The sequence below is a fragment of the Xanthomonas sp. D-109 genome (genome assembly GCF_017746095.1).
GTDB lineage: Bacteria > Pseudomonadota > Gammaproteobacteria > Xanthomonadales > Xanthomonadaceae > Xanthomonas_A > Xanthomonas_A sacchari.
On the sequence record NZ_JAGHWV010000011.1, the window covers coordinates 282,333 to 308,615 of the forward strand.

General features: G+C 69.3%; 19 protein-coding genes, 1 tRNA gene and 1 pseudogene. 8 read left to right on the plus strand and 13 right to left on the minus strand.

The features are described from left to right. Position 1 precedes the first annotated feature (1 nt). Both J7357_RS12780 and J7357_RS12785 read left to right on the plus strand, forming a co-directional pair. Positions 2–1,039 (plus strand): tetratricopeptide repeat protein, encoded by a 1,038-nt coding sequence (locus tag J7357_RS12780; RefSeq protein WP_209246895.1) that lies wholly within the window; start codon positions 2–4, stop codon positions 1,037–1,039. A gap of 266 nt (positions 1,040–1,305) precedes the next feature. Continuing rightward, positions 1,306–2,418 (plus strand): homoserine O-acetyltransferase, encoded by a 1,113-nt coding sequence (locus tag J7357_RS12785; protein ID WP_209246897.1) that lies wholly within the window; start codon positions 1,306–1,308, stop codon positions 2,416–2,418. Positions 2,419–2,708: 290 nt separating this feature from the next. On the opposite strand, the gene J7357_RS12790 is transcribed toward J7357_RS12785, so the two are convergent. The 3 genes from J7357_RS12790 to cydD form a co-directional block, all read right to left on the minus strand. Continuing rightward, positions 2,709–4,586 carry a S8 family serine peptidase gene (locus tag J7357_RS12790; RefSeq protein ID WP_209246899.1) on the minus strand — a complete coding sequence of 626 codons (1,878 nt, stop codon included), beginning with the start codon at positions 4,584–4,586 and terminating at the stop codon, positions 2,709–2,711. A gap of 266 nt (positions 4,587–4,852) precedes the next feature. After that, complete coding sequence (cydC, locus tag J7357_RS12795; RefSeq protein WP_209246901.1) at positions 4,853–6,553, minus strand: thiol reductant ABC exporter subunit CydC; 1,701 nt, start codon at positions 6,551–6,553, stop codon at positions 4,853–4,855. Beyond that, a complete protein-coding gene (gene cydD, locus J7357_RS12800) occupies positions 6,550–8,292 on the minus strand; it encodes a thiol reductant ABC exporter subunit CydD (protein ID WP_244667498.1) in 1,743 nt (580 codons plus the stop codon). The genes cydC and cydD overlap by 4 nt, the downstream gene beginning before the upstream one ends. Before the next feature lie 273 nt (positions 8,293–8,565). Between cydD and J7357_RS12805 the strand changes: the two genes are divergently transcribed. The 5 genes from J7357_RS12805 (at position 8,566) to J7357_RS12825 (ending at position 12,220) form a co-directional block, all read left to right on the plus strand. After that, the gene (locus tag J7357_RS12805; protein WP_209246905.1) at positions 8,566–10,155 is read left to right on the plus strand and encodes a cytochrome ubiquinol oxidase subunit I; all 1,590 of its coding nucleotides are present in this window, start codon (positions 8,566–8,568) and stop codon (positions 10,153–10,155) included. Positions 10,156–10,174: 19 nt separating this feature from the next. Beyond that, entirely contained in the window at positions 10,175–11,326 is a 1,152-nt protein-coding gene (gene cydB, locus J7357_RS12810; protein ID WP_209246907.1) for a cytochrome d ubiquinol oxidase subunit II, read from the plus strand. Positions 11,327–11,349: 23 nt separating this feature from the next. Next, complete coding sequence (gene cydX / locus J7357_RS12815; protein WP_209246909.1) at positions 11,350–11,478, plus strand: cytochrome bd-I oxidase subunit CydX; 129 nt, start codon at positions 11,350–11,352, stop codon at positions 11,476–11,478. Positions 11,479–11,537: 59 nt separating this feature from the next. Further along, positions 11,538–11,614: transfer RNA gene (locus J7357_RS12820), tRNA-Pro, on the plus strand. A 243-nt stretch (positions 11,615–11,857) separates the two neighbouring features. Next, positions 11,858–12,220: a hypothetical protein gene (locus tag J7357_RS12825; RefSeq protein ID WP_244667473.1), complete on the plus strand. Its 363-nt coding sequence runs from the start codon at positions 11,858–11,860 to the stop codon at positions 12,218–12,220. A 63-nt stretch (positions 12,221–12,283) separates the two neighbouring features. Here the strand turns inward: J7357_RS12825 and J7357_RS12830 are convergent, their stop codons facing one another. Then, positions 12,284–14,200: a CocE/NonD family hydrolase gene (locus J7357_RS12830; RefSeq protein WP_209246911.1), complete on the minus strand. Its 1,917-nt coding sequence runs from the start codon at positions 14,198–14,200 to the stop codon at positions 12,284–12,286. Positions 14,201–14,502: 302 nt separating this feature from the next. Here J7357_RS12830 and J7357_RS12835 point away from each other — a divergent pair. Next, a pseudogene (locus J7357_RS12835) lies at positions 14,503–16,905 on the plus strand (glycoside hydrolase N-terminal domain-containing protein); the annotation flags it as partial. 51 nt (positions 16,906–16,956) lie between these two features. Here J7357_RS12835 and J7357_RS12840 read toward each other — a convergent pair. The 9 genes from J7357_RS12840 to J7357_RS12880 form a co-directional block, all read right to left on the minus strand. After that, positions 16,957–17,730: a hypothetical protein gene (locus tag J7357_RS12840; protein ID WP_209246913.1), complete on the minus strand. Its 774-nt coding sequence runs from the start codon at positions 17,728–17,730 to the stop codon at positions 16,957–16,959. Between the two features lies 1 nt (position 17,731). Continuing rightward, entirely contained in the window at positions 17,732–18,979 is a 1,248-nt protein-coding gene (locus J7357_RS12845) for a glutamate-5-semialdehyde dehydrogenase (RefSeq protein WP_209246915.1), read from the minus strand. A 152-nt stretch (positions 18,980–19,131) separates the two neighbouring features. Further along, on the minus strand, positions 19,132–20,313 hold the full coding sequence (gene proB, locus J7357_RS12850; RefSeq protein WP_209246917.1) for a glutamate 5-kinase: 1,182 nt from the start codon (positions 20,311–20,313) through the stop codon (positions 19,132–19,134). Between the two features lie 4 nt (positions 20,314–20,317). Beyond that, positions 20,318–20,575, minus strand: coding sequence for a YciI family protein (locus J7357_RS12855; protein WP_209246919.1), 258 nt, complete (start codon positions 20,573–20,575; stop codon positions 20,318–20,320). A 125-nt stretch (positions 20,576–20,700) separates the two neighbouring features. Next, a complete protein-coding gene (gene argH / locus J7357_RS12860) occupies positions 20,701–21,999 on the minus strand; it encodes an argininosuccinate lyase (protein WP_209246921.1) in 1,299 nt (432 codons plus the stop codon). Between the two features lie 88 nt (positions 22,000–22,087). Continuing rightward, positions 22,088–23,068 carry an N-acetyl-gamma-glutamyl-phosphate reductase gene (argC, locus tag J7357_RS12865; protein WP_209246923.1) on the minus strand — a complete coding sequence of 327 codons (981 nt, stop codon included), beginning with the start codon at positions 23,066–23,068 and terminating at the stop codon, positions 22,088–22,090. Then, positions 23,065–23,682 carry a GNAT family protein gene (locus tag J7357_RS12870; protein ID WP_209246925.1) on the minus strand — a complete coding sequence of 206 codons (618 nt, stop codon included), beginning with the start codon at positions 23,680–23,682 and terminating at the stop codon, positions 23,065–23,067. The genes argC and J7357_RS12870 overlap by 4 nt, the downstream gene beginning before the upstream one ends. A gap of 26 nt (positions 23,683–23,708) precedes the next feature. Then, positions 23,709–25,025 carry an acetylglutamate kinase gene (locus J7357_RS12875; RefSeq protein WP_209246927.1) on the minus strand — a complete coding sequence of 439 codons (1,317 nt, stop codon included), beginning with the start codon at positions 25,023–25,025 and terminating at the stop codon, positions 23,709–23,711. Between the two features lie 79 nt (positions 25,026–25,104). Then, positions 25,105–26,202, minus strand: a complete 1,098-nt coding sequence (locus tag J7357_RS12880) for an acetylornithine deacetylase (RefSeq protein ID WP_209246929.1) — start codon at positions 26,200–26,202, stop codon at positions 25,105–25,107. Between the last annotated feature and the right edge of the window lie 81 nt (positions 26,203–26,283).

The window sequence follows — 26,283 nt, forward strand, 5'->3', positions numbered from 1 at the left end:
GATGCTGAGTTGGGGCATGTCGGCCGCGGCGGTGGCGCTGGCGGCGCTGGTGTTCGCGGTGGTGCTGTGGCCGCTGCGCAGCCGCGGCCGCAAGGGCGCGGTGCTGGCGGTGGCGATCCTGGCACTGGGCGTGGCGACGGCGGCGCTGTATGCGCTGGTCGGCACGCCGCGCGCCCTGCAGGCGCAGAACCGCGAGGCACCACGCACACTCGAGGACGGCGTGAAGCAATTGCAGGCGGCACTGGCGAAGGATCCCAACCGGGCCGACGGCTGGGCCTTGCTCGGCCGCAGCCAGATGTCGCTGGGCCACCACGCCGAGGCTGCGGCCGCATTCGCACGTGCGGTGCGCCTGGCGCCGGAGCAGGCGCCGTTGCTGATCGAAGCCGCCGAGGCGCGTGCGATGGCCAACCCGCAACGGCAGTTCGACGACCAGGCGCTGGCCTGGCTGCAGCACGCCCTGCAATTGGCGCCGGGCAGCGAACGCGGCGCCTGGTTCCTGGGCATCGCCCAGCGCCAGCGCGGCCAGGACGCCGCCGCCGCGGCCACCTGGGAAGCGCTGTTGCCGCGCGTGGACGCGGCCACCGCCGCGGCGCTGCGGCCCCAGATCGATGCGGCGCGCAGCGCGGCCAGCCTGCCGGCACTGCCCGCTGAGGGCACCTCCTCCACGGCGCAGGATGCGCAGGCGCCGGCGAGCACCGGCCTGACCGTGGCCGTGTCGCTGGACCCGGCGTTCGCCGCCCGCGTGCGCCTGCGCGGCGACGCCAGCGTGTTCGTGATCGCGCGCGTGCCGGGCGGCCCGCCGATGCCGGTGGCGGTGCAGAAGCATCCGCTGCAGGCGCTGCCGTTGCGGCTGACGCTGAGCGACGCGGACAGCCCGATGCCGACGCAGAAGCTCTCGCAACTCAAGCAGGTGCAGGTGGTCGCGCGGCTGTCGACCAGCGGCAACGCGATGCGCCAGGAGAGCGACGTGGAATCGGCACCGGTGACAGTGAACCTGCCGGCGACCGCGCCGGTGGAGCTGGTGATCGGCAAGCCCTGATCACTGCGACCTCGTGCAGACGCGGTGGATGTCGACCGCCGCCAGAGGCGCCTCCCGCAACGGCGGGAGCATCGCGTAGGAGCGGCTTCAGCCGCGACGGCATTGCAGGTAACGCGCGTCGCGGCTGAAGCCGCTCCTGCGCGGCAAAAACGGTTCGTACAAGCCGGACCCGCGTCTGCGCAGCCAGCGGCGGCTATCGCCATCGGCATGCTGCATCTCGCACCACGCATACGCCGGATGCGCGATGGCGCGGCTAGAATCGGCGCATGACCGAATTCATCCCGCCCGGCAGCCGCTTCCTCGCCCTGCCCTCGCCGTTCCCGATGAAGCGTGGCGGCCAATTGCACGGCGCGCGGGTCGCTTACGAAACCTGGGGCACGCTGTCGGCCGCACGCGACAACGCGATCCTGATCGTCACCGGGCTCTCGCCCGACGCGCATGCCGCGGCCAATGCCGACGATCCCACGCCCGGCTGGTGGGAAGGCATGCTCGGCCCGGGCAAGCCGATCGACACGCAGCGCTGGTTCGTGATCTGCGTGAACTCGCTGGGCAGTTGCAAGGGCTCGACCGGCCCGGCCTCGGCGCATCCGGACGACGGCCAGCCGTATCGCCTGCGCTTCCCGGAGCTGTCGATCGAGGACGGTGCCGACGCCGCCGCGCAAGTGGTGCGGGCGCTGGGCATCGCGCAACTGGCCTGCGTGATCGGCAACTCGATGGGCGGCATGACCGCACTGGCGCTGCTGCACCGGCATCCGGGCCTGGCGCGCAGCCACATCAATATTTCCGGAAGTGCGCAGGCGCTGCCGTTCTCGATCGCGATCCGCTCGCTGCAGCGCGAGGCGATCCGGCTGGATCCGAACTGGAACGGCGGCGACTACGACGAGGCCACCTATCCCGAGTCGGGCATGCGCATGGCGCGCAAGCTCGGCGTGATCACCTATCGCTCGGCGCTGGAATGGGACGGCCGCTTCGGCCGCGTGCGCCTGGATTCGGACCAGACCGACGACGATCCGTTCGGCCTGGAATTCCAGGTCGAGAGCTACCTCGAAGGCCATGCCCGCCGCTTCGTGCGCCGCTTCGATCCGAACTGCTACCTGTACCTGAGCCGCTCGATGGACTGGTTCGACCTGGCCGAACCTGCCGGCGGCGACGTGCTCGCCGGCATCGCCACGATCCGCATCGAGCGCGCCCTGGCGATCGGCGCCAACACCGACATCCTGTTCCCGGTGCAGCAGCAGCAACAGATCGCCGACGGCCTGCGCGCCGGCGGCGCACAGGCGCAGTTCCTGGGGCTGGATTCGCCGCAGGGCCACGATGCCTTCCTGGTGGATTTCGCGCGGTTCGGACCAGCGGTGCGGGCGTTTCTGGACGCGCTGTGAGTGGTGCGGCGTACTGGCCGCATCACTCCATCATTCTGCGCCTGGCGATGCCGTCATCGGCATCGATCGCGGTAGGCTTATCCCGTCACGCATTCCGTTCGGTGCAGTTGAGCTTGCTCCGAAGAGATCCCACATCACAGATCGCGCGCGGGTAGGCATTGCCACAGCCGTACGCGCTGACCAACCGAATGCAGGCGGCAGACCAACTGCCACCGGCAAGAGCGAGAGCACGGCAGCTCCTTTGCCGCACTCTCGCCGATCGTTGCAGCAGAACGCCGGCAACGGTGAAATCAGTTGAACCGCGCCATGTCCGCCAGCGCCGTGCTCTGAATCAGCGTCTCGCCATTGAACTCGAAGTAGCGGCCATAGGCGGTGATCACCTCATGTCGATTGCTTTTGAGTTCACGCGTGTCGAACTTGCACACCTCGCCTGCCGGACCGTAGTTGCAGATCTGCTGATAGCGCGCAACGCTCTGCAACGGACCGGAGCCGAGCAGATTGCCGTTCGCGTCCCACATCCAGTACTGCCCGTACGCGTTGACCGACTCGACCAGCCCGCCCCATTCCGGGAACACGACCAGCGAGCGCGTGTCGAACACACAGGGATTCTTCCCCTGGCAAGGACCAGCCGCATACCGCGGCACGTCTTTCAGTTCTCCACCCTGCGGACCGAACGGCTGGCCGTTGGCATCGAAGTTCCAGTAGCGACCGTAGGCGGTGATGGATTCGAGATAGCCAACGCCTGGGTAGTTCACTTCGGCGCGGGTTTCGAACTTGCAGATGTCCTGACGCGAAACGAACTGCACAGTGCACGGGCCGCTGCCGGTCGCATAACGCGACACGCTGCTCAGCGGCACCGGCCTGGCCGCTGCCTGCCCCTGGGCATTGAACTTCCACAGATGACCGTAAGCGGTAGCAGATTCAGTTCCATCCGGCGCTTCGTCCATTGTGCCCAGCTTGCATGCAGCCGCCTGAAGCGAATCGCCGCCGAAGTTGTAGAGGCAAGCACCAGGAATTTTGCCGTTGCCTGCCATCGAACGGGCCCAGTTGACGGCGGCCTCCGCGTTCAGCAAACCGGCACCACAGCGATTGTTAGCGCACGACATCGGCGTGGCGGTGCTTTGCAGGATGCTCTTGATCTGGTCAGGCGTCAGCGAAGGATTCACCGACAGCATCAGCCCTATCACGCCGCTGACGTGCGGCGCCGACATCGACGTTCCCGAAAGATAGCGATAGCACGACGTCAAGCCATTACCGTTATTTACCGCCCAAGCCGAGAGTATGCCGACCGTCGTTGTACTGTTGCCCTGCGAAATCGGGTTGATGATTGCCGGGCAGTCTCCTACTCCCGCGCCGTAGACTCCTTCATCGCGGGTAGCGCCGCCGCCAGGCGCCATCAAGGTCAAGGACACGCCACCGTTCGTGTAAGGAGCCTCCAGATTCATCTGGTCGGTCGCACCAACAGAAATGACTTCCGGACACGAGGCAGGCCTTACGTTGGCCACATCCACCCACGAAGCGGAAGCCGCTTGGTCGTAGACTATTCCCGGCGCATTATGGTTGCCAGCCGAAGCAACGATCGACACACCCGCAGCATGTGCTTGGGCTATCGCACGATTGGTGTACTGATAGTTGCTACATGCACTGTTCGCTTCGGCCAGGCTCAAATTGATGACTCTTGCGCCGGATTGAACAGCCTGTTTGATCGCTCCAGCAAGCACGTCGTCCGTCAGACCTGAATTGACACTTCTGGACAGGATCTCGCACTGCGGACAAACGGCTGCAATACCCTGACCATTCTGCGTCTTGGCCGCGATGATGCCGGCGACATGAGTACCGTGAGAAAATTCCCCGGCTTCCTTACCATCGTAAGGATCACTGGGTCCGGCAACGTAAAAATCCTTACCACTCCCATCCTGGGCCCACGTAATATCCGAGTGTCCGGAATACCCGGAATCGATCGTGGCAATGCGAATCTTCTGGCCATTCGCCGGCGCCAGCGCCCAGGCTTGCGGTGCGCGAATCGCGGAAAGATTCCATTGCTGCGCCGAAAGCGGATCGTTGGTAGGCGCCTGTGCGTGGACCGCGCTACTTAGCGCCAGTCCTATCAACGCCCCTAAGCGCACCAGGGCAGACAGACGTTTCTTCGCGAACATTGTTCCAGACATACGTGAAACTCCTTTTCTATGATGGGCAACCCCCTGTCGCCCGGTCATCCGGAGAGAAACCGACAACCGCTTCGTGGTGTTCGTTCCGCATCACCGACCGTGGCGAAATTCTAGGGCGGCCGCGTCTCACCGGCCGACACCGACGGTGCGTTGTATACCATCAGAGAATCCGGTCTCAGTTGTCATGTCTCTGCAGCGCGCGTGCTTAGGCATTGCCGCGGCTCGTGGTACGCGCGCGCCGCGCTTCACCAGTCGAGCCGCGCTCCTTAGACGACGTCGGCGCGTGACGCCTCGGCGCTGCGCACGAGCCGCCCCTCCTGCAACCGATAACGCAAATGCGCCACGCCCTCGGGCAGCGCATCGTGGCTGATCAGCAGCAGGCTGCGTGGGCCCAGGGCCTGCGCCAGGTCGCGCAGCAGCGCCTGCGCGGTGTCCACGTCCAGGCCTTCGGTGGGTTCGTCCAGCACCAGCAGCGGTGCTTCGCGCAGCAGTGCGCGGGCCAGGGCCAGGCGCCGGGCCTGGCCGGCGGACATGGTCGCGCCGTTCTCGCCGAGCCAGGCGTCGAGGCCGCCGACTTCGTGCAGCCAGGCGTCGAGCCGCACGTCGGCCAGCACCCGCTGCAGGCGCGCATCGTCGGCCGCGGGATCGCCCAGGCGCAGGTTGTCGCGCACGCTGCCGGCGAACACCGGCGCGCCCTGCGGCAGCCAGGCGATGCGCCGGTGCCACTGCGCCTCGACGACCTCGCGCAGGTCGACGCCGGCGTAGCGGACGCTGCCCTGCTGCGGATCCCACAACCGCAGCAGCAAGGCCGACAGGGTGGTCTTGCCGCTGCCGCTGTCGCCGGAGAGGGCGATGCGCTCGCCGGGCGCGATGCGCAGGGACATGCCATCGAGCACGCGCCGGGTCTCGCCCGGCCAGGCGAAGACGACGTGGTCGAACTGCACCTCGCCGGTGGCCGGCAGCGCCTGCGGCTGCGCCGGGTCGAGCACCGGCGGCGCCTGCCCGGCGATCGCCTGCAGGCGCCGCGCGGCGACGCGGCCGGACTGCAGCGCCTGCCAGGCCAGGCCGGCGCCGGCCCAGACCTCGAGCAGGGCCACGGTCAGGAACACCAGGCCCGCCGCCTGTTCGGCGCTGATCGCATCGGCACGCGCCGCGCCCAGCGCCACCCACAGCATCGCCAGCAGGCCCAGCGCCGCGCACAGCGCGTGCAGCGCGTTGCCGCCGATCAACCGCTGCCGCTGGCGCCGATCTTCGCTGCGCAGCGCCTGTGCGCTGGCGTCCACGCGCGCGATCCAGGCGGCCTGCGCCTCGAGCGCGGCCAGGTCGGCGGCGCCCTCCAGGCCTTCGTAGGCGAGCGTGCGCAGGGCTTCGCGCTGCTGCGCGCGTGCGTGTTCGCGGGCTTCGCCGCCGCGCGCCACCACCCACGGCACGCCGACGCCGATCGCCAGCGCAAGCGCGGTCAACACCAGTGCGGCGGGCCAGTGGATCGCCGCCGCCGCGGCGATGCCGATCGCGCCGACGCCGAGCAGTGCCACCAGCGGCGCCAGCGCGCGCACCACCAGGCCGTCGACCTCGCCGATGTCCGACATCAGCCGCGCCAGCAACTCGCCGGTGCGGCTGGCGCCGAGCCGCGCCGGCGCCAGCGGCAGCGCGCGACGGAAGAACCACACGCGCAGGTCGCGCGCGATGCGCAGGGTGGCGTCGTGCCCGACCAGCTTTTCGCCGTAGCGCGAGGCGATGCGGGCGAAGGTCAGTGCGCGGATGCCGGCCGAGGGCGAGAAGAAATTGAACCCGCTGCCCATGCCGACCGCGCCGGCCAGCGCCGCGGCGGTGAGGAAGCCGCCGGACAGGCCGAGCAGCCCGACTCCGGCCAGCATCGTGCACAGCACCAGCAGCGCGGTCAGCAGCAGCCGGCCGAGATGGCGGCCGAACACGCCGCGCAAGGTGTCGCCTGTGTTGCCGCTCATGGCAGCGTCTCCTGCGTTGCGGCGGACGCGTCGCGCGCCGGCAGCCGCAGCACGGCATCGGCCCAGCGCATCGCCGCCTCGCTGTGGGTGGCGACGATCACGCTGCGGCCGTGGGCGAAATCCGCCAGCGTGCGCAGCAGGTCCGCTTCGGTGTCCGCATCCAGGAACGCGGTCGGTTCGTCCAGCAACAGCAGTTCCGGATCGCGCAGCAACAGCCGCGCCAGGCCGATGCGCCGCGCTTCGCCGCCGGACAGGCCGAAGCCGCGCTCGCCGATCGGCGTGTCCAGGCCCTGCGGCAGGCGTGCGGCGAAACGCAGCACCTGCGCCGCCTCGGCCGCCGCGCGCACCTGCGCATCGCTGGCCTGCGGATCGGCCAGGCGCAGGTTGTCGGCGATGCTGCCATGGAACAGGTACGGGCGCTGCCCCGCGTAGCCGATGCGCAGGCCCGCACGTACCTGCAAGGCGCCGGCGCGCGGCGGCAGCCATCCGGCCAACGCTTCCAGCAGCGTGCTCTTGCCGCTGCCGCTGGGCCCGACCAGGGCCAGGCGCTGGCCGGCGTGCAATGCGAAGTTCAGATCCTGCACCGCATCGCAGCGCGCGCCCAGCGGCCGCAGGTGCAGCGCGCGTGCGCGCAGCAATGGCTCGGTACGCGCTGCGCCCGCTGCGGGCACGGAAAACGTCGCTGCAGTGGTATCGGTCTCGATGGGCGTCGCGGCGGCAACATCGTTCGGCACGGCCACGCCCGCGTCGCGTGCGACCGGCGCCTCCGCATCCTGCGGCAGGCCTTCCAGCAGGCGCTCCACCTCCGCCGCCGCGGCCAGCGCATTGGCGCGGTCGTGGTAATGCGCGGCCAGGCGCCGCAGCGGCGCGTAGAACTCCGGCGCCAGCAGCAGGCAGAACACGCCGGTGCCCAGGGTCGGCACACTGCCGTGCAGGGCGATCATGCCGAGGTAGCTCAGGCCCAGGTACAGCGCGACGATCGCCACGCTGACCGAAGCGAAGAACTCCAGCACGGTGGACGACAGGAACGCGATGCGCAGCACTTTCAGGGTGCGCTCGCGCACGCCCTCGGCGGCGGCGGCGATGCCGCGCAGTTCGTCCTCGCCGCGCCCGTACAGGCGCAGCAGCCCCAGGCCCTTGAGGCGGTCGGCGAAGTGTCCGCCCATCCGCGCCAGTTCGCGCAACTGGCGGCGGCCGGCGGCCTCGGCGCCCCAGCCCACCAGCATCATGAAGATCGGCACCAGCGGCGCGGTGAACAACAGGATCAGCCCGACCACCCAGTCGCTCCACGCCACCGCCAGCACGATCAGCAGCGGCACCACGCTCACTTCCCAGCGCGCAGGCCGGTAGCCGGCGTAGTAACCGTCCAGCGCATCGCCATGCGCCAGCAGCAGCTCGCCCAGTTCGCCGTTGCGCTGCCCGCGCAGCCACAGCGGCCCGCGCTGCAGCAGTTGCCGGTACACGCGCCGACGCAGCGCGAGTTTGGCCGCATCGGCGACATCGCCGGCGGCACGCTGCGCGGCGGCGCCGAGCCCGGCGCGCAGGACCAACACCAGCGCTAGCAGGCCGAAGGCTGGCAGCGCCTGCGCCAGCTCGCGGCGCTCGACCAGCAGCGCCTGCACCAGCCAGGCGATGGCGCCGGCCTGCACGATCAGCAGCGCGCCGGACACGCTGATGGCCGCCGCGGCCAGGCGCTGGCGGCCACGCGCCGCCGCGGCCAGGGCCTCCAGCCAACGCATGCGCTGCTGCCGCTGCTGCGGCGTGTCGGCGGGCAGTGCGGCGGACGGCTCGGCGGAATCGGTCAAAACGGGCTCGGCACGGCGAACGAAGCCGCCAGTTTAGCGGGGAAGGCGCTTCCAGGCCGGAACCACCGTGGCCGCCACGATGCCGGGCACGCCGGTTTCGCACATTGATCTGAATCAAGGTCGAACGCGCCGCAGCGGCGGAAGATCACCTCCAATCTCCCGCCACTCGGCCACCCAGATGCACATCTTCCACGAGGTAGCACAGCCATGATCGACACCACTGTCGTAGAGCTGTCGCGGCTGCAGTTCGCCATGACCGCGATGTACCACTTCCTGTTCGTCCCGCTCACCCTGGGCCTGTCCTTCATGATCGCGATCATGGAGAGCGTGTACGTCATGACCCGCAAGGACGTGTGGCGGCGCATGACCCTGTTCTGGGGCGTGCTGTTCGGCATCAACTTTGCGATGGGCGTGGCCACCGGCATCGTGATGGAGTTCCAGTTCGGCATGAACTGGTCCTACTACAGCCACTACGTTGGCGACATCTTCGGCGCGCCGCTGGCGATCGAAGGGCTGATGGCGTTCTTCCTGGAAGCGACCTTCATCGGCCTGTTCTTCTTCGGCTGGAGCAAGCTCACGCCGGTCAAGCACCTGATGGTGACCTGGCTGATGGCGCTGGGCACCAACCTGTCGGCGGTGTGGATCCTGATCGCCAACGGCTGGATGCAGAACCCGACCGGCGCGGTGTTCAACCCGGACACCATGCGCATGGAAGTGGTCGACTTCATGGCGGTGGTGTTCAACCCGGTGGCGCAGGCCAAGTTCGTGCACACGGTCAGCGCCGGCTACGTGACCGGCGCGGTGTTCGTGATGTCGATCAGCGCGCTGTACCTGCTGCGCGGCAAGCACCGCGACATCGCCCGGCGCTCGTTCGCGGTGGCCGCCGCGTTCGGCCTGGCCTCCTCGCTGTCGGTGGTGGTGCTGGGCGACGAGAGCGGCTACGCCGCCAACGAACACCAGAAGATGAAGCTGGCCGCGATCGAGGCGATGTGGGAAACCGAGCAGGCCCCGGCCGACTTCACCGCCTTCGGCATCCCCAACCAGGCCACCGGCAAGAACGACTACGCGATCAAGGTGCCGTACCTGATGGGCCTGATCGCCACGCGCTCGCTGCACACGCCGGTGCCCGGCATCCTGGAGCTGGTCAAGCGCGCCGAGCACCGCGTGCGCGGCGGGCAGATCGCCTACGGCGCGCTGCAACGGCTCAAGGCCAACCGCAACGACGCCGAGGCGCGCGCGGTGTTCGATCGCCACTGGCAGGACCTGGGCCACGGCCTGCTGCTCAAGCGCTACCGCGAGGACATCCTCAACGCCACCCCGGAGGAGATCGCCAAGGCCGCGCTGGACACGGTGCCGCGGGTGCTGCCGCTGTTCTGGACGTTCCGGGTGATGGCCGGCCTGGGCTTCTACCTGATCGCGTTCTTCGCCGCGGCGCTGTGGTTCTCGTGCAAGCACAATTTCGAGGACAAGCGCTGGTTCCTGAAGCTGGCGCTGTGGACCCTGCCGGCGCCATGGATCGCGATCGAGTGCGGCTGGTTCGTCGCCGAGTACGGCCGCCAGCCGTGGGCGGTGGAAGGCGTGCTGCCGACCTTCTATGCCGCCTCCGGCCTGGCCCTGCACGACATCCTGATCACCCTCGCCGGCTTCGTGGCGATCTATACCACGCTGCTGATCATCGAGATCAAGTTGATGCTCAAGGCGATCCGCAAGGGGCCGGACGACCTGCCCGCCCTGCTGCAACCCGCCCCGCGTCCCGTCACCCCGATCGCCGCACCTGCGGCCGCCGGCCACCTCTGATTCCGGCAGGAGACACACCATGGACTTCATTGCATTGGACTACACCACGCTGCGCGTGATCTGGTGGCTGCTGCTGGGCATCCTGCTGATCGGCTTCGCGGTGATGGACGGATTCGACCTGGGCGTCGGCGCACTGCTGCCGTTCGTGGCCAGGAACGATGCCGAACGCCGGCTGGTGGTGAACACCATCGGCCCGGTCTGGGAGGGCAACCAGGTCTGGTTGATCCTGGGCGGCGGCGCGATCTTCGCCGCTTTCCCGCCGCTGTACGCGGTCAGCTTCTCCGGCTTCTACCTGGCCATGTTCGTGATCCTGTTCGCGCTGATCCTGCGCCCGGTCGGGTTCAAGTTCCGCGGCAAGCTGCCCGGCCAGCGCTGGCGCAACGGCTGGGACTGGGCGCTGTTCCTCGGCGGCTTCATCCCGGCGCTGATCATGGGCGTGGCGGTGGGCAACGTGCTGCTGGGCGTGCCGTTCCACTTCGACGACACCCTGCGGGTGTTCTACACCGGCAGCTTCTTCGGCCTGCTGATGCCGTTCGCCCTGCTCGCCGGCCTGCTCAGCGTGAGCATGCTGGTGGCGCACGGCGCGGCGATGCTGGTGCTGAAGACCGACGGCCCGGTGGCCGAGCGCGCGGCGCGCTATGGCAGCGTCGCCGCGCTGGTGGCCTGTGCGCTGTTCGCCGGCGCCGGGGTGTGGGTGGCCACCGGCCTGCCCGGCTACGCGGTCACCTCGCCGGTGGTCACCGACGGCGCCACCAACCCGCTGCTGAAGACCGCCGTGCTCGGCGAGGTCGGCGGCTGGATGCACAACTACCAGACCATGCCGCTGACCGCCCTGGCCCCGGCCGCCGGCCTGCTCGGTCTGCTGCTCAGCGCGGTGCTGCTGCGCAAGCGCCGCGGCGGCCTGGCCTTCATCGCCTCCGGTGCGGCCATCGCCGGCATCATCCTGACCGTGGGCTTTGCGATCTTCCCGTTCCTGCTGCCGTCCTCCAGCCAGCCGGGCTCCAGCCTGACCGTGTGGGACGCCTCCAGCAGCCACCTGACCCTGTGGATCATGCTGCTGGCCACCGTGCTGTTCCTGCCCATCATCCTCGGCTACACCACCTGGGTGTATCGCGTGCTGAAAGGCAAGGTCACCGCCGCCTCCCTGGACGACAACCCCAACGCGTACTGACGCACCCGCAAGGAGAAACGATCATGTGGTACTTCGCCTGGATTCTCGGTGTGGGCCTGGCCTCCACCGCCGCCATCCTCAACGGCATGTGGTTCGAGGCGCGCGAGCGCAACGCGGCAGATGCCGCGGACGCCGCCTCCGCGGGGGACTGAAATTTTTTGCAAAGGCGCTTGCCGAATGCGGAAGACCTCCGTATCATGTGCGGCTCCTTCGGGGTGTAGCTCAGTCTGGTAGAGCGCTACGTTCGGGACGTAGAGGTCGCAGGTTCGAATCCTGTCTCCCCGACCAGTTTCAAGGTCACAAGAAGCCTGGAAAACCAATGTTTTCCGGGTTTTTTTGTGCCTGCAATCCGGCAACTGCCGCGCATCGCGGCAACCGGCCGTTCGCGCCGGCATGCCCTCTTTTTTTCTCCGGGCAACCGGACCTTGACGCCGTGGCCTGGCGTCTCGCCACAATGGCGACGGGGAAACCGGCGCATTCATCACGACCTGCGTCTTCGGCGACGGCACGTGCCGAGGCGCGGCGGCGAGCGTGTCCGTTTCTACGCTCACGACTCAGACAAACGGACACGACACCATGAAACTGCAAGCGACGCTCTGTCTCTCACTGATCGCGCTCTACTGCGCACCCGCGGCCGCGGTGACCGAAACCGACAAGGCGGTGGACCGCGTCGGCGTGCAGGGCGGCACCGCCTACTTCAGCATCAAGGATCCGTTTTCCACCAACTGCAAGTTCGACGTCGTCTATTTCAGCATCGGCGACGATTTCGGCAAGGCCGCCTATGCGAGCCTGCTCGCCGCACAGACCTCGGGCAAGAAGCTTTCGCGCTTGGACTACGCGCAATCCGCTCCCGGCGAAACCTGCACCCTCGCGCTGGTCGAATCGCGCAGCTGACCACGCGTTCGCGGCACGCCGAACGCCACACGCCGGCGCATCACGCGCCGGCGCCGGCTTCGCTCACTCCACCGGCAGACTGATGTAGCTCGCCTGCTGCGGCGTGTGCCAGATCCGCTGCGTCGCCTTCTGGTAATCGCCTGGCTTGGCGAAGTAGATGTTCGGCACGTAGGTCTGCGGGTTGCGGTCGTACAGCGGGAACAGCGTGGACTGCACCTGCACCATGATCCGGTGGCCGCGTTCGAAGGTGTGGTTGGCCGTCGGCAGGCCGAAGCGGTAGGCCAGCGGCTGGTTCGGGGTCAGCGGTGCCGGATGCTCGAAACTTTCGCGGTAGCGGCCGCGGAAGATCGCCAGCGACACCGGCAACTCGTAGCCGCCCAGTTTCGGCTCGGACGCCATCTGGTCCGGGTACACGTCGATCAGCTTCACCACCCAGTCGCTGTCGCTGCCGCTGGTGGAGGCCTGCAGGTGCACTTCCGGCGCACCGGCGATGCGCAGCGGCGCCTGCAGCGGTTCGCTGACGAAGGTCAGCACGTCCGGGCGGCCGTCGACGAAGCGCTGGTCGTGCACCAGCCAGGTGGTCCACATGTCGCGGTCGCCGAACACCACCGGGCGCGGCACGAACGGCACCGGCTTGGCCGGGTCGGACACGTACTCGGTGTACTCGCCCTGCCCGGCCTTGGGCGCCTCGAACGAGACGCGGCCGCCGGCCTCCAGGTACAGCGGCTTGCTCTGCGCCGGGCAGCCCTGCGCGCAGCTCAGCGGCCAGCGCTGCAGGCGGTCCCAGTGGTTGGCACCGGTGTCGTAGATCAGCACCGGCGGCGTGTCGGCCTTGGGCGCGCCATCGACCAGGTACTGGTCGAAGAACGGCTTGAGCACGTCGCGACGGAACTGCAGCGCGGTGTCGCCGTCGAACTGCAGCGCGCCCAGCGAGGCGCCCTCGTAGTTCACCTGGCTGTGCCGCCACGGCCCCATCACCAGGTAGTTCCTGTCGTTGCCGGTGTCGCGCGGCTCCATCGCCTCGTAGCTGTGGATCGCGCCCCACATGTCTTCCTGGTCCCACAGCCCCTGCAGCCACATCGTCGGCACCTTCAGCGGGGTACGCGCCATCACCTTGTCCAGCGCCTGCTCCTGCCAGAACGCGTCGTAGGCCGGGTGCTCGGTGAGCTTGCGCCACCACGGCAGTTGCTCCAACCCGGCGGCCTTGGCGTAGTCGCCGGCCGAGCCGGCGCGCAGGAAGTTGCTGTAGTCGTCGTAGCCCTGGCGCGGGATGCCCTCGCCCTTGCCGCGCCGGGTCATCTGGCCGGTGAAGTAGTCCAGGTTGACCTGGCGGAAGGCGCCGTAGTTGAGCCAGTCGTCGCCCATCCAGCCGTCGATCATCGGGCTCTCCGGCGCGGCCACCTTCAGCGCCGGATGCGGATCGGCCAGCGCCATCACCACGGTGAAGCCCTCGTAGGACGAACCGATCATGCCGACCTTGCCGTTGGATTCGGGCACGTGCTTGACCAGCCAGTCGATGGTGTCCCAGGCGTCGGTGGCGTGATCGACCTTGGTCGGGTTGAGCGGCCCGCGCAGCGGCCGCGTCACCACGTAGTCGCCCTCCGAGCCGTACTTGCCGCGGATGTCCTGGAACACGCGGATGTAGCCGCCGTCGACGAACACCTCGTCGCCCTGCGGCAGCAGATCGCGCATGTGCGGCGAGGCCAGCCGGCTGGCGCGGCCGCTGGCGTCGTACGGCGTGCGGGTCAGCAGCATCGGCGCGCCGTGCGCGCCCTTGGGCAGCACGATCACCGTGTGCAGCTTGACCCCGTCGCGCATCGGGATCATCACCTCGCGCTTGACGTAGTCGTTGGCCGCGGTCGGCGCGACGAACGGCTTGCCGGTGATATCCGGGGTCATCGGCGCGGTCTGCGCGTGGGCGGCCGTGGCCAGCACGCTGGCGACGACGGTGGCGAGCAAACGGGTGGCGATGGGACGCATGAAACCTCCGGGCAGTCAGACCCCGACTGTAGGCGCAACCGCGGCCCGGGCGGAAGTGTCGGCGAACGGCGGTGTACGCATGCCGTCGCCGTGCGGCTGCATCCAGGACAGGACGTGGAGGGATCGGAGCGCGCAACGGCCAGGCGGCCGCCAAGGTTGCGCCCGCTTGCGGACACGCCGGACGCCATCGGCGCAAACGCGCCGGACACTGCACGCAACGCCTTCCCTGCAACACGCACGGCAGGTACAACGGTGCTTCTGCCCATCGCCGCGGCCACGCGTGGGGCGCCGTCGAGACCCCGATGACCAGCTCCGATCACCCGCCTGGCAATGCCGGCCGCCGCGCATTCCTGAAGCAAGGCGGCGTCCTGGCCGCCATGCTGCCGTTGCTCGGCCTGCCGGCGTTCGGCCGCGCGCTGGCCGCGCCGTTGCGTCCGGCCAGCTCGCCGCTGGTGCCGCCGGCCCAGGCGCTGCGGATGCGGTACGCCAACGTGGCGAGCGAGGCCGAGGTGTTGCGGCAAGGCCTGCCGATCGGCAACGGCCGGCTTGGCGCCCTGGTCGGCGGCGCGCCCGATCGCGACTTCCTGTACCTCTCCGATGCCAGCCTGTGGACCGGAGGACGCAACGACACGCTAGACGCGCAGGGCCAGTTCGGCTACGAGAAGGACAGCTTCGGCAGCTTCGTGATGCTCGCCAGGCTGTATCTGGAACTGGACGGCCATGCGCCGGCGCAACTGCGCGACTACACGCGCGAGCTGGACCTGAGCAACGGCTGCGTGCACGTGCGCTACGCGCTGGGCGCTGCGCAGTTCACCCGCACCGTCTTCGCCAGCCACCCCGACGACGCCATCGTGATCCACCTGGAACAGCGCGGTGGCGGTCTGCACAGCGGCCGGCTGCGCCTGGTCAGCGCGCACGATGCGCCCGTGCACGGCGATGCGGACGGGGGACTTGGCTATTCCGGCGCACTGGCCAACGGCCTGCGACACGGGGCGCACGTGCGGCTGATCGCCTCCGACGGCAGCGTGGAACTGCAGGGCGATACGCTGCACTTCCGTGACTGCCGCGCGCTGCGCATCGTGATCTGCGGCGGCAGCAACTACGTGCCCGACCTAGCCAGGAACTACCGCGATCCGGCGCTGGATCCGCAGGCGCTGGCCAGGCAGCGCTGCGCGGCGGCGGCGCAACTACCACCCGAGACGCTGCTGTACACGCACGTGGCCGACCACCGCGCGCTGTTCGACACCATGCAGGTGGCGTTGGGCCGCTCCAGCCCGGCGCAGCGCCGGCTCGCCATCGCCGAGCGACTGCAGGCGCGCGCCGCGGCGGACACGCCCGACCCGGAACTGGAAGCGCTGTACCTGCAGTTCGGCCGCTACCTGACCATCGCCGCCTCGCGCGACGCCCTACCGATCAACCTGCAGGGGCTCTGGCTGGAGAACAACGATCCGCCGTGGATGAGCGATTACCACAGCGACGTCAATGTGCAGATGAACTATTGGCTGGCCGACGCGGCCGGGCTGGGCCCGTGCTTCGACGCCCTCGCCCGCTACTGTCTGGCGCAACTGCCATCGTGGACGCAGATCACCCAGGCGCACTTCAACGACCCGCGCAACCGCTTCCGCAACACCTCCGGCAAGGTCGCCGGCTGGGCCGTGGCGTTCTCGACCAATCCGTTCGGCGGCTGCGGCTGGTCCTGGCATCCGGCCGGCAACGCCTGGCTGTGCGACAGCCTGTTCCAGCACTACGAATACAGCCAGGACCGCGCCTACCTGCAACGGATCCATCCGCTGCTCAAGGGCGCCTGCGAGTTCTGGCAGGCCCGGCTGATCGAGCTGGAGGTCCCGGATGCCGACGGGTCCCGGCAGACGCGCCTGGTCGACGACCACGACTGGTCGCCCGAACACGGCCCCGAGGACGCGCGCGGCATCGCCTATGCGCAGGAGCTGGTGTGGAATCTGTTCGGGCAGTATTGCCAGGCCTGCGCGCTGCTTGATGTCGATGCGGCCCATGCCGCGGCCATCGCCGCGCTGCGGCAGCGCCTGTACCTGCCGCAGATCAGCCCGCGCAGCGGGCAATTGCAGGAATGGATGTCGCCCGACGACCTGGGCGAGGCGCACCACCGCCACCTGTCGCCGCTGATGGGCCTGTATCCAGGCCACCGCCTGCATCCGGACCTGGCCCCGCCCGCCCAGGTCGCCGCGGCGCGCACGCTGCTGGAGGCGCGCGGCATGCACAGCTTCGGCTGGGCCTGCGCCTGGCGTGCGCTGTGCTGGGCGCGGCTGGGCGAGGCCGAGCGCGCCTATGCGCTGGTGGCGACCAACCTCAAGCCATCGATCGTGCACAGCAACGGCACCGCGCCGAACTTCTTCGACATCTACGACCTCAGCCAGCACGGCGATCCCACGCTGGGCGGCGTGTTCCAGATCGACGCCAACTTCGGCACGCCCACCGCGATGCTGGAAATGCTGCTGTATTCGCGGCCCGGCCACATCGCGCTGTTGCCGGCGCTGCCCAAGGCCTGGGCCGCACGCGGCAAGGTCAGCGGCATCGGCGCGCGTGGCGGCTTCGTGGTGGACCTGGCATGGCGCGACGGCAAGGCGACGCGGATCGTGCTGCGCAGCGTCGGCGGCACGCGTACCGAACTCGTCTTCAACGGCACGCGGCGCACGCTGGAGCTGGCACCCGGCGGCAGCGTGCGCGTGCTTTCACACCACCGAGACGATCGCGGGTGGCCGGACCGCGCAACAGGCGTATCAGCCAATGCGGATGCCCGGCCCGAGCACCGCGACGAAGCAAAGGCTGGCCAATGCGCCGGCGATCTGCCAGCCGATACCCAGCCGTAGTCTATCGCACTCGACTGGCGCGGTAGGCAGGAAAGACGGCAGCGCCAGCATGCCGGCCATGGCCAGAAATCCTGTCGCCACGCCAGAACTCAACACCAGCGTCCAGCCGACCGGGTTGAACAGCGCGCCCAAGGTGAGCAGCACGCCGAAGCAGAGGTAGGACACGCGACACGCACGCGTGGCTTGCGCAGCAGACAGCACGCCATCGGCGCACAGCGTCGCCAGCGAAGCCGACGACGCACGCATGGCCGCCCAATAGCCGACGACGCCGGCGATCCCCAGCGGAATCCGCCAGGCCGCCGAATTGCCGATCGCAGCAAACACCGTGGCCCAATCGCCGCTCCCCAGCAGCGCTGAATAGACCAGATAGGCCGCCGCATTGAACAGATTGAAAACGCCCGCTACCCAAGCGGCATAGCGCCACGACGCTGGCAGACCAGAACGACGCGCCAGGGCCAGCGTGAGTGCGGCGCAAAGATTGAACGCAGGTCCGGCCAAGGCGATCCAAGGTGAGGTTCCGACGCTGCTCAGACCGATGGTCGAAAGCATCCGCACGCTCACGCCTGGCGTGAATATCGCGACCACGGTGTGCGCAAGTTCGTGCCCGGTGTCGCCGACGACAGCGGCCAGCGCTGCAGCGGCAAGCAGCGAGAAGGTACTCGGACCGCCATGACCGGCGTGCATCTCAGTGCCTCACCTGACCCTCGCCGCGCACCACGAAGCGCTCCACGGTCAACGCTTCCAGGCCCATCGGGCCGTAGGCGTGCAGGCGCGTGGTGGAGATGCCGATCTCCGCGCCCAGGCCCAGTTCGCCGCCGTCGGAGAAGCGCGAGGAGGCGTTGACCATCACCACTGCCGCGCGCAGCGCCTGCACGAACGCCTCCGCGTTGGCCGCATCGGCGGTGGCGATGACTTCGGTGTGATCCGAGCCATAGCGGCGGATGTGCGCGATTGCCGCGTCCAGGTTGGGCACTACCGCGACCGCCAGGATCAGGTCGAGGTACTCGGCGGCGTAGTCGTCGTCGCTGGCGGGGTCGACGTCCGGCAGCACGGCGCGGGTGGCAGCATCGCCGCGCAAGGCGACACCGCGTGCGCGCAGCGCCTGCGCGGCCAGCGGCAGGAAGCGCGCGGCCACGTCGGCGTGCACCAGCAGCGTTTCCAGCGAGTTGCAGGCGGCCGGCCGCGTGGTCTTGCCGTCGATGAGCAGCTTCACCGCCAGGTCCAGGTCCGCCGAGGCGTCGACGAACAGATGGCACACGCCCTTGTAGTGCTTGATCACCGGCACCCGCGCATGTTCGGCGACGAAACGGATCAGGCCTTCGCCGCCGCGCGGGATCGCCAGGTCGACGATGTCGTGGAGCTGCAGCAGTTCCAGCATGGTCTCGCGGCGCAGATCCTCGACCAGGGTCAGCGCGGCCTCGCCGATGCCGGCCTCGCGCAAGGCCCGGCGCAGCGTCGCGGCGATGGCGGTGTTGGAGTGGATCGCCTCGGAGCCGCCGCGCAGGATCACGCCGTTGCCGGCCTTGATGCACAGCGCCGCGGCGTCGGCGGTGACGTTGGGGCGCGCTTCGTAGATCATCGCCACCACGCCCAGCGGCACGCGGATCTTCTGCACGCGGATGCCGTTGGGGCGCACGTCGTCGCGGGTGACCTGCCCCACCGGGTCGGGCAGGCCCGCCACCTCGCGCAGCGCCGCGGCGATGCCGTCCAGGCGCTTGCGGTCCAGCGCCAGCCGATCGAGCATCGCGCTGCCGACGTCCTTGGCCCGCGCCGCCTCCAGATCGCGCGCATTGGCGGCGAGGATCGCTTCGGCATCCGCTTCCAGCGCCGCCGCCATCGCCTCCAGCAACGCCTGTTTGGCCGGCGACGACAACTGCGCCAACGCTTGCGCGGCATCGCGGCAGTGCAGGGCCTGGGTGCGGATGGAGGTCATTGGGCGGCTCCGGTGGATTCGGGATTCGGGATTCGGGATTCGGGATTCGAAAAGGCTACGTGCGGCGCGAGGACATCTGAGGCGGCGAGCGCGAGGCGCGATGCAGGTGCCGGCCTTGCGACGCCGTCGCGGCCGGCGCGGGGCTGACGCGGTTACGCCGACGCCCCATTGCCGACTCCCGATTCCCGCACCACCACCAGATCATCGCGATGGATCACGTTCTCGCCGTAGTTGTAGCCCAGGATCGCCTCGATGTCGCGCGAGTGGCGGCCGGCGATGCGGCGGATGTCCACCGCCGCGTACTGGCTGACCCCGCGCGCCAGGCAGCGTTCGCCGGCCGCATCGCGCAGGCGTACCTCCACCATGTCGCCACGGCGGAACTCGCCCACCGCGCCGGCGACGCCGCCCGGCAGCAACGAGGCGCCCTTGTCGAGCAGCGCGGCGGCGGCGCCGGCGTCGATCAGGATCGCCCCCGGCTCCACCGGCACGTGGCGCAGCCAGTACTTGCGCGCAGCGATGCGGGTGCGTGCGGCATGGATGCGGGTGCCGCGCAGGCTGTCCTGGGCCAGGCCGCGCAGCACCTCGGCACTGCGGCCGTTGAACAGATAGGTCTCGATGCCAGCGGCGCCGGCCTTGGCCGCGGCCTCCAGCTTGGTGCGCATGCCGCCGGTGCCCACGCCGCTGCCGCTGCCGCCGGCCATGGCCAGCACCGCCGCGCTCAGTTCCTGCACCTCGTGCAGCGGTTGTGCCTGCGGGTCACGGCGCGGGTCGGCGGTGTATAGGCCGTCGATGTCGGTGGCGATGAACAGCGCATCGGCGTCGACCAGGGCGGCGACGATCGCGGCGAGATTGTCGTTGTCGCCGAGCTTGAGCTCGTCCACCGACACGGTGTCGTTCTCGTTGACCACCGGCAGCGCGCCCAGCCGCAACAGTTCGCCCAGCGTGGCGCGCGCGTTGAGGTAGCGGCGACGGTTGCGCAGGTCGTCGTGGGTCAGCAGCACCTGCGCCACCGGCCGTTCGAAGAAGCGCTGCCACAGCGCGATCAGTTGCGCCTGGCCGAGCGCGGCCAGCGCCTGCCGTGCCGCCAGCGCCGCACCGGCCTCGGCGGCCTTGGGCACGATGGCACGGCCGGCGGCGACCGCGCCGGAGGACACGATCACCAGTTCGCGCCCGGCCGCCAGGTTGGCCGAGACGAACTGCGCCAGGCCCAGCGCGAAGCGTGGCGTGAGCCCGCCGCCGTCGGCGGCCAGCAGGCTGCTGCCGACCTTGAGCACCGCGCGCCGCCACGGCGGCAGGCGTTGTTCGACGAAGGGCGATGGCGTCTGCGAGGTCATGGGGTCAGCGCGTGTTCCATTCGTACACGGTGAGGTCGGAGCAACCTTGGATCGCCAGCGGATCGGCGGCGACGATCGCCTGCGCCTGCGCCAGGTCGTCCACGCCCTGCAGCAGGTAGGCGCCGCCGCTGCGGTCGCTGAAGCCGCCGGTCAGCGCCAGCAGGCCGCGTGCGCGCAGGTCGTCGAGGAAGGCCAGATGCGGCGCGACCACGCGCTCGTCGAAGTTCGGTTTGCGCATCGCCAGGACCAGGTAGTGCTTCATCGTACGGTGTTCCTTATGCAATCGGTTTGCATGTTCGGCGTCGCAGCGAATGCTTTTGGTGGGAGGGGCTTCAGCCCCGACGCGTTAGCGCCAAGGCGTCGCGGCTGAAGTCCTCCCACAGGCAATCAAGCCTCCAGCGCGTGCCAGCGCGCCTGCAGCTCGTCCAGGCGCAGATCGGCGGCGGCGCCCGGCGAGACCCGCGCGGCCAGGCTGCCTTCCGGCGTACGCCCCTGCCCTGCGCTGTCGGCCGACGCGGCGGCGGCCTGGTAGGCCTCGCGGAACGGCACACCGGCCACTGCGGCTTCCACCGCCACGTCGGTGGCGTACATGCCCGAATCGATCGCCGCGCGCAGCTTGTCTTCGCGCCACTCCAGGTTGGCCAGCAGCGCCGGCAGCAGCTCCAGCGCGGCCAGACCGCGGCCGAAGCCGTGGAAGATCGCGCCCTTGCTGCTCTGCAGGTCGCGGTGATAGCCCGACGGCAACGACAGCAGCTGCTCGATCTCGGTGCGCGCCGCGGCCACGCTGGCATGGGTGGCGCGCATCAGTTCGATCACGTCGGGGTTGCGCTTGTTGGGCATGATCGAGCTGCCGGTGGTGTACTGCGCCGGCAGCGCGACGAAGCCGAATTCGCCGCTGGTGAACAGCGACAGGTCCCAGGCCAGGCGCCGCAGGTCCAGGGTGGCGCTGCCCAGCGCTTCCAGCGCGGCCATCTCGAACTTGCCGCGCGAGAGCTGCGCGTAGATCGGGCTGACCTGCAGCCGCGCGAAGCCCAGCGCGGCGGTGGTGTGGGCGCGGTCCAGCGGCAGGTTGACGCCGTAGCCGGCGGCGGTGCCGAGCGGATTGCAGTCGACCAGGCGCAGGGTGTCGCGGGCGCGGACGGCGTCGTCGAGGAAGGCCTCGGCCCAGCCCGCCCACCACATGCCCGCCGAGGACACCACGGCACGCTGGATGTGGGTGTAGCCGGGCACCGGCAGGTCGCGCTCGGCCTGCGCGCGGTCCAGCGCCACCTTGGCGATCTCTGCGCTCAATTGCGCCAGCCGCGCCAACTTGTCCTTCAGCCACAGCCGGGTGGCGACCAGGATCTGGTCGTTGCGGCTGCGCCCGGTGTGGATCTTGCGCCCGGCATCGCCCAGGCGCTCGGTCAGCCGCGCCTCGATCGCCGAGTGGCCGTCCTCGAAGCGCGCATCCAGCACGAACGCGCCGCTGCGGAAATCCTCGGCCAGCACCGCCAGTTCGCGCTGCAACCCGGCCAGTTCGTCGGCAGACAGGATGCCGATGCGCTGCAGGCCCTCGGCGTGCGCGCCGCTGGCGGCGATGTCGTGCAGGAAGAACTCGCGGTCCAGGAGCACGTCGTCGCCGGCCAGGAAGGCCTGGATCTGCGTGTCGACGGCGACGCCGGGTTTCTGCCAGAGGAGGTTGGTCATTGGGGGAAGGCCGGGAATGGGGATTGGGAATGGGGATTCGGAAAGCGGCGCGCGGCGGCGGTGATGGATGCCGTGCTGAGGTGGCGCCCTACTGCGGCGCGTCCATCCGCGGGATCGACGTCAGTTCGTCCACGCCCAGCGCCAGGTTGAGGTTCTGCATCGCCTGCGTAGCGGCGCCCTTGAGCAGGTTGTCCAGCGTCGCCACCAGGACCAGCCGCTTGTTGCCCGGGGCCAGGGTGAAGCCGCCGAGCTGCACACCGTGGCGGCCGGCGATGCGGCTGACCCATGGCGCCTCGTCGATCACCTCGATCAGCGGCTCATCGGCATAGCGGGCGCGATACAGCTGCTGCACCGCCTCCAACTTCAGCGGCTGCTGCAGCCACAGGTTCACGGTCATGGTGATGCCGCGGAAATGCGGCGCCACGTGCGGCATGAATTCCACCGGCACGCCGAGCTGCGCGGACACCTCGCGCTCGTGCATGTGGTCGGTCAACGCGTACGGCATCAGGTTGTCGTGCAGCAGCGCCGGGTTGTTCTTGTCCGACGGCGTGGTGCCGGCACCGGAATAGCCGGACACGCCGAAGCACTGCGGCGGCCCGGCGAGTTGCTCGCGCAGCGGCGCGATCGCCAACTGCATCGCAGTGGCATAGCAGCCCGGGTTGCTGATGCGGCGCTGCCCGGCATAGCCGGCGCGGGTCAGTTCCGGCAGGCCGTAGTACCAGGCCGGGTCGAAGCGGTAGTCCGCGGACAGATCGACCACGATCGGGTCGGGCGCACCGGCGGCGACCGCCGCATCCAGCGCCGCCACGTAGGGCGCGGCCTTGCCGTTGGGCAGCGCCAGCACCACCACGTCGGCACGCTTGGCCGCCACTGCTTCCGGGTCGAGATTCTCGTAGCGAAGTTCGCCCTGGTAAGCGTCGTGGTGGGCGTCGACGCGCTGCCCGTCCAGCTCGCGCGAAGACAGGAAGGCCAGCCGCAACTGCGGATGCGCGGCGATCAGGCGGATCAGTTCGGCGCCGGTATGGCCGCGGGCGCCAACGATGCCGATGGAATGACTGGGAGTGTTCATGCGTGCGAATCCAGGCGGAACTGCAGGTGGCGTTTCACCCCGGCCCATTCCGTATCGATGATGGAGAAGATGACGGTGTCGCGCGGGGTGCCGTCGGCGTGGCGCTTGTGGTTGCGCAGCACGCCGTCCTGCTTGGCCCCCAGCCGCGCGATCGCGGTGCGCGAGGCGTGGTTGAACCAACTGGTCTCGAACACCACGCTGAGGCAGCCGAGCGTATCGAAGGCATGCCCGAGCAGCAGCAGCTTGGCCTCGGTGTTCAGGCCGCTGCGCTGCACCCGCGGCGCATACCAGGTGTAGCCGATCGACAGGGTCGGCACCTGCGGATCCAGGCCGTAGAAGCGCGTGCTGCCGACGATCTCGCCCTGCGCATCGCGCACCACGAACGGCAGCACCCGGCCCAGCGCCTGCACCTCCAGCGCGGCGGCGACATAGGCGTCCACGCGTTCCGGCGCTGGCACGTTGGTGTACCACAGCGCCTCCAGGCCGCTGCCGCGCACGGCGTTGCGCAAGCCCTCGGCATGCGCCGCCTGCAGCGGCTCCAGGCTGACGTGGCGGCCGCGCAGCGTCGGCACCTGGCGCCAGGATTCGGGAAGCTCGGGATCGATGCTGGACATGGCCTGGGTTCTCTGGACGATTCCGCTCAACCCTGCAGGGTCGGCGTGCGCGTGGCGCAATGCGCCACGCAGTGCTGGATCTGCTCGAAGGTCTCCAGGCCGTACCAGAACACCTTCCACTTCTCCTGCTTGAAGCAGCCGTCGGACTCGGCGTAGTAGAAGATGTTGACCTGGTTGTTGTGGCGCGAGCGCCAGAACAGCTGCGGCGTCTCCTCGCGCATCACGTTCCACACCGCGCGGCCCAGGCCCTCGCCCTGCGCGTCGTCGAGCACAGCGAACTTGTCCAGGTAGGTGTAGCCACCCTCGTCGGTCAGGATCACCGCGGTGCGGTAGTTCTCGCTGACATAGGCGCGCAGCAGCCGGGTGGTGTCGAAGTAGTCCGGCACCAGGGTGCGGCCGAAGCTGGATTCGATCAGGGTCTTCAGCCGCGGCAGGTCCAGCTCGCCCCATGTCGTGGCGCGCAGCACCTTCTCGCCGCGCCGCACCAGGGTGCCCGAGCCCTTGTGGGTGAACAGCTCCTTGGCCAGGTCGGCCGGGCGCGTGATCGACACCGACGACTCCAGCGGCAGGCGATCCAGCAGGTCCTTGATCTGCTCGATCTTCACCTTCATGCCGCCATGGATCCACGGCTGCGCGATCAGGTGGTCGTACTCGGTGGACAGGTTGATCGAATCGATCACCCGGCCCTGTTCGTCGAGCAGGCCGCCGGTGCCGGTGAGGAAGATGATCTTGTACGGCTGCAGTTCCTGCACCAGTTCGTTGGCGGCGAAGTCGGCGTTGATGTTGAGGATCTGACCGCTGGGGGTCTCGCCCAGGCTGGTGATGACCGGGATCGAGCCAGCCTGCAGGCTGGCCTCGATCGGCGCCAGGTTCACCGCGGTGACCTCGCCGACCAACCCGTAGGTGTCGCGGTCCAGGTACTGCGCCTCGAACACGCCGCCGGTGATCGAGGTGGCGCGCGCGCCGTTCTGCTGCAGCGCCTCGACCAGCTTGAGGTTGGAGGCCTGGAACACCCGGCGCACGATCGCCAGCGCTTCCGGCGAGGTCACCCGCAGGCCGTTGACGGTCTGCTTCTCGATGCCGGCGGCGGACAGCTCCGTATCCAGCTGCGGGCCGGCGCCGTGCAGCACGATCGGGGTCAGGCCGACTTCCTGCAGGAACGACAGCGAGGAAGTCAGCGCCTCCAGGTCGTCGCGCAGCACCGCGCCGCCGACCTTGACCACGGCGAAGCGCTTGGCGTCCAGTTGCGAGAAGCGCTTGAGGTACTGGCTGATCTCCTTCGCGCTGGCCATGCTCGAGAGCAGGCGCACGATGGTCTGGCGGGTTTGGCGGTTGGCGTGCATGGCGTGGGGCGGTGTCCGAAGGAATCCAGGGTGGAGCCGATCGCGGGATCGGTCCGGGCGACGTGGGAGGGCGCGCAGCTCAGCGCGCGCCGTTGATGATGCGGTGCACCGAGTCGGCGTAGCGCTGCAGTTGCTTCAGCGTCACGAACTCGTCGGCGGTATGCGCCTGGGCGATGTCGCCCGGGCCGTAGACCAGCGCGGTGTAGCCGCCGGCGGAGAACAGCGAGGCCTCGGTCCAGAAGTCCACCGCGTTGCCGATCGGCAGTTCCAGCGCATCGGCGACGTCGCGCGCGGCCAGGCGCTTGTCCTCGGCGCGCGCAATGTCGCCGGAGGGCAGGCTCGGCCCGCGAAAGGTCTCCTCGAAGTGCGCTGCGGCCGGCTCGGCGAAGCCGGCGAAGGTCGCCAGCAGCGCGTCCACGTCCATCGACGGCAGCGGCCGGAAGCCGAAACGCAGCTCCGCCGCCGGCGCGATCATGTTGGCCTTGATCCCGCCCTCGACCCGGCCGATGTTGAAGCGCAGCCCGGTCAGCCCGCCGAAGCGCGCGTGCGCCAGCGACTCCACATGGTCCAGCGCACGGCCGCCCCAGCGCATCGCCTGGTGCAGCGCGCTGGCCGCGGCGTCCTGCTTGCCGGAGGCGTGGCCGGCGCGGCCGGCGAAGCGCATCAGCACCGAACTGATGCCGCGATGCGCCAGCACCGCCTCGCTCATGGTCGGCTCGGCCACCAGCACCGCTTCATAGGGAATACCGCGGGCCAGGAACGCGGCGATGCAGCGCGGGTCGTTGGCTTCCTCGTCGCTGGAGAACAGGAACGCGGCATCACCGTCGCCAGCATTGGCCGCGGCCAGCAGCGCCGCCGCCGCGCCCTTGATGTCGCACACGCCCAGGCCGACCACGCGATCGTCCAGGCGCCGCATGACATGCGGATCGGCGCTCCAGTGCGGCGAATCCGGCACCGTGTCCAGGTGCACGTTGAACAGGTACTTCGGCGCGCCGCGCACCGCATACAGGCTGACCGCGCCGGCGCCGTGGTCGATCACCTCCACCGCGAAGCCGGGCAGCTGCGCGCGGATGTAGTCGAAGATGCCATCGGTGCTGATCGCCCGCGGCGGATTGCGGGTGTCGAAGGACACCAGCGCCTGCAGGTGATCGAGCGTGGAGGTGAGCAGATCGGTCATGGGTCAGGCCGCAGTGGTGCTGGTCGGATGAACCCTTCTCCCACCGGGAGAAGGTGCCCCCGGAGGGGGCGGATGAGGGTG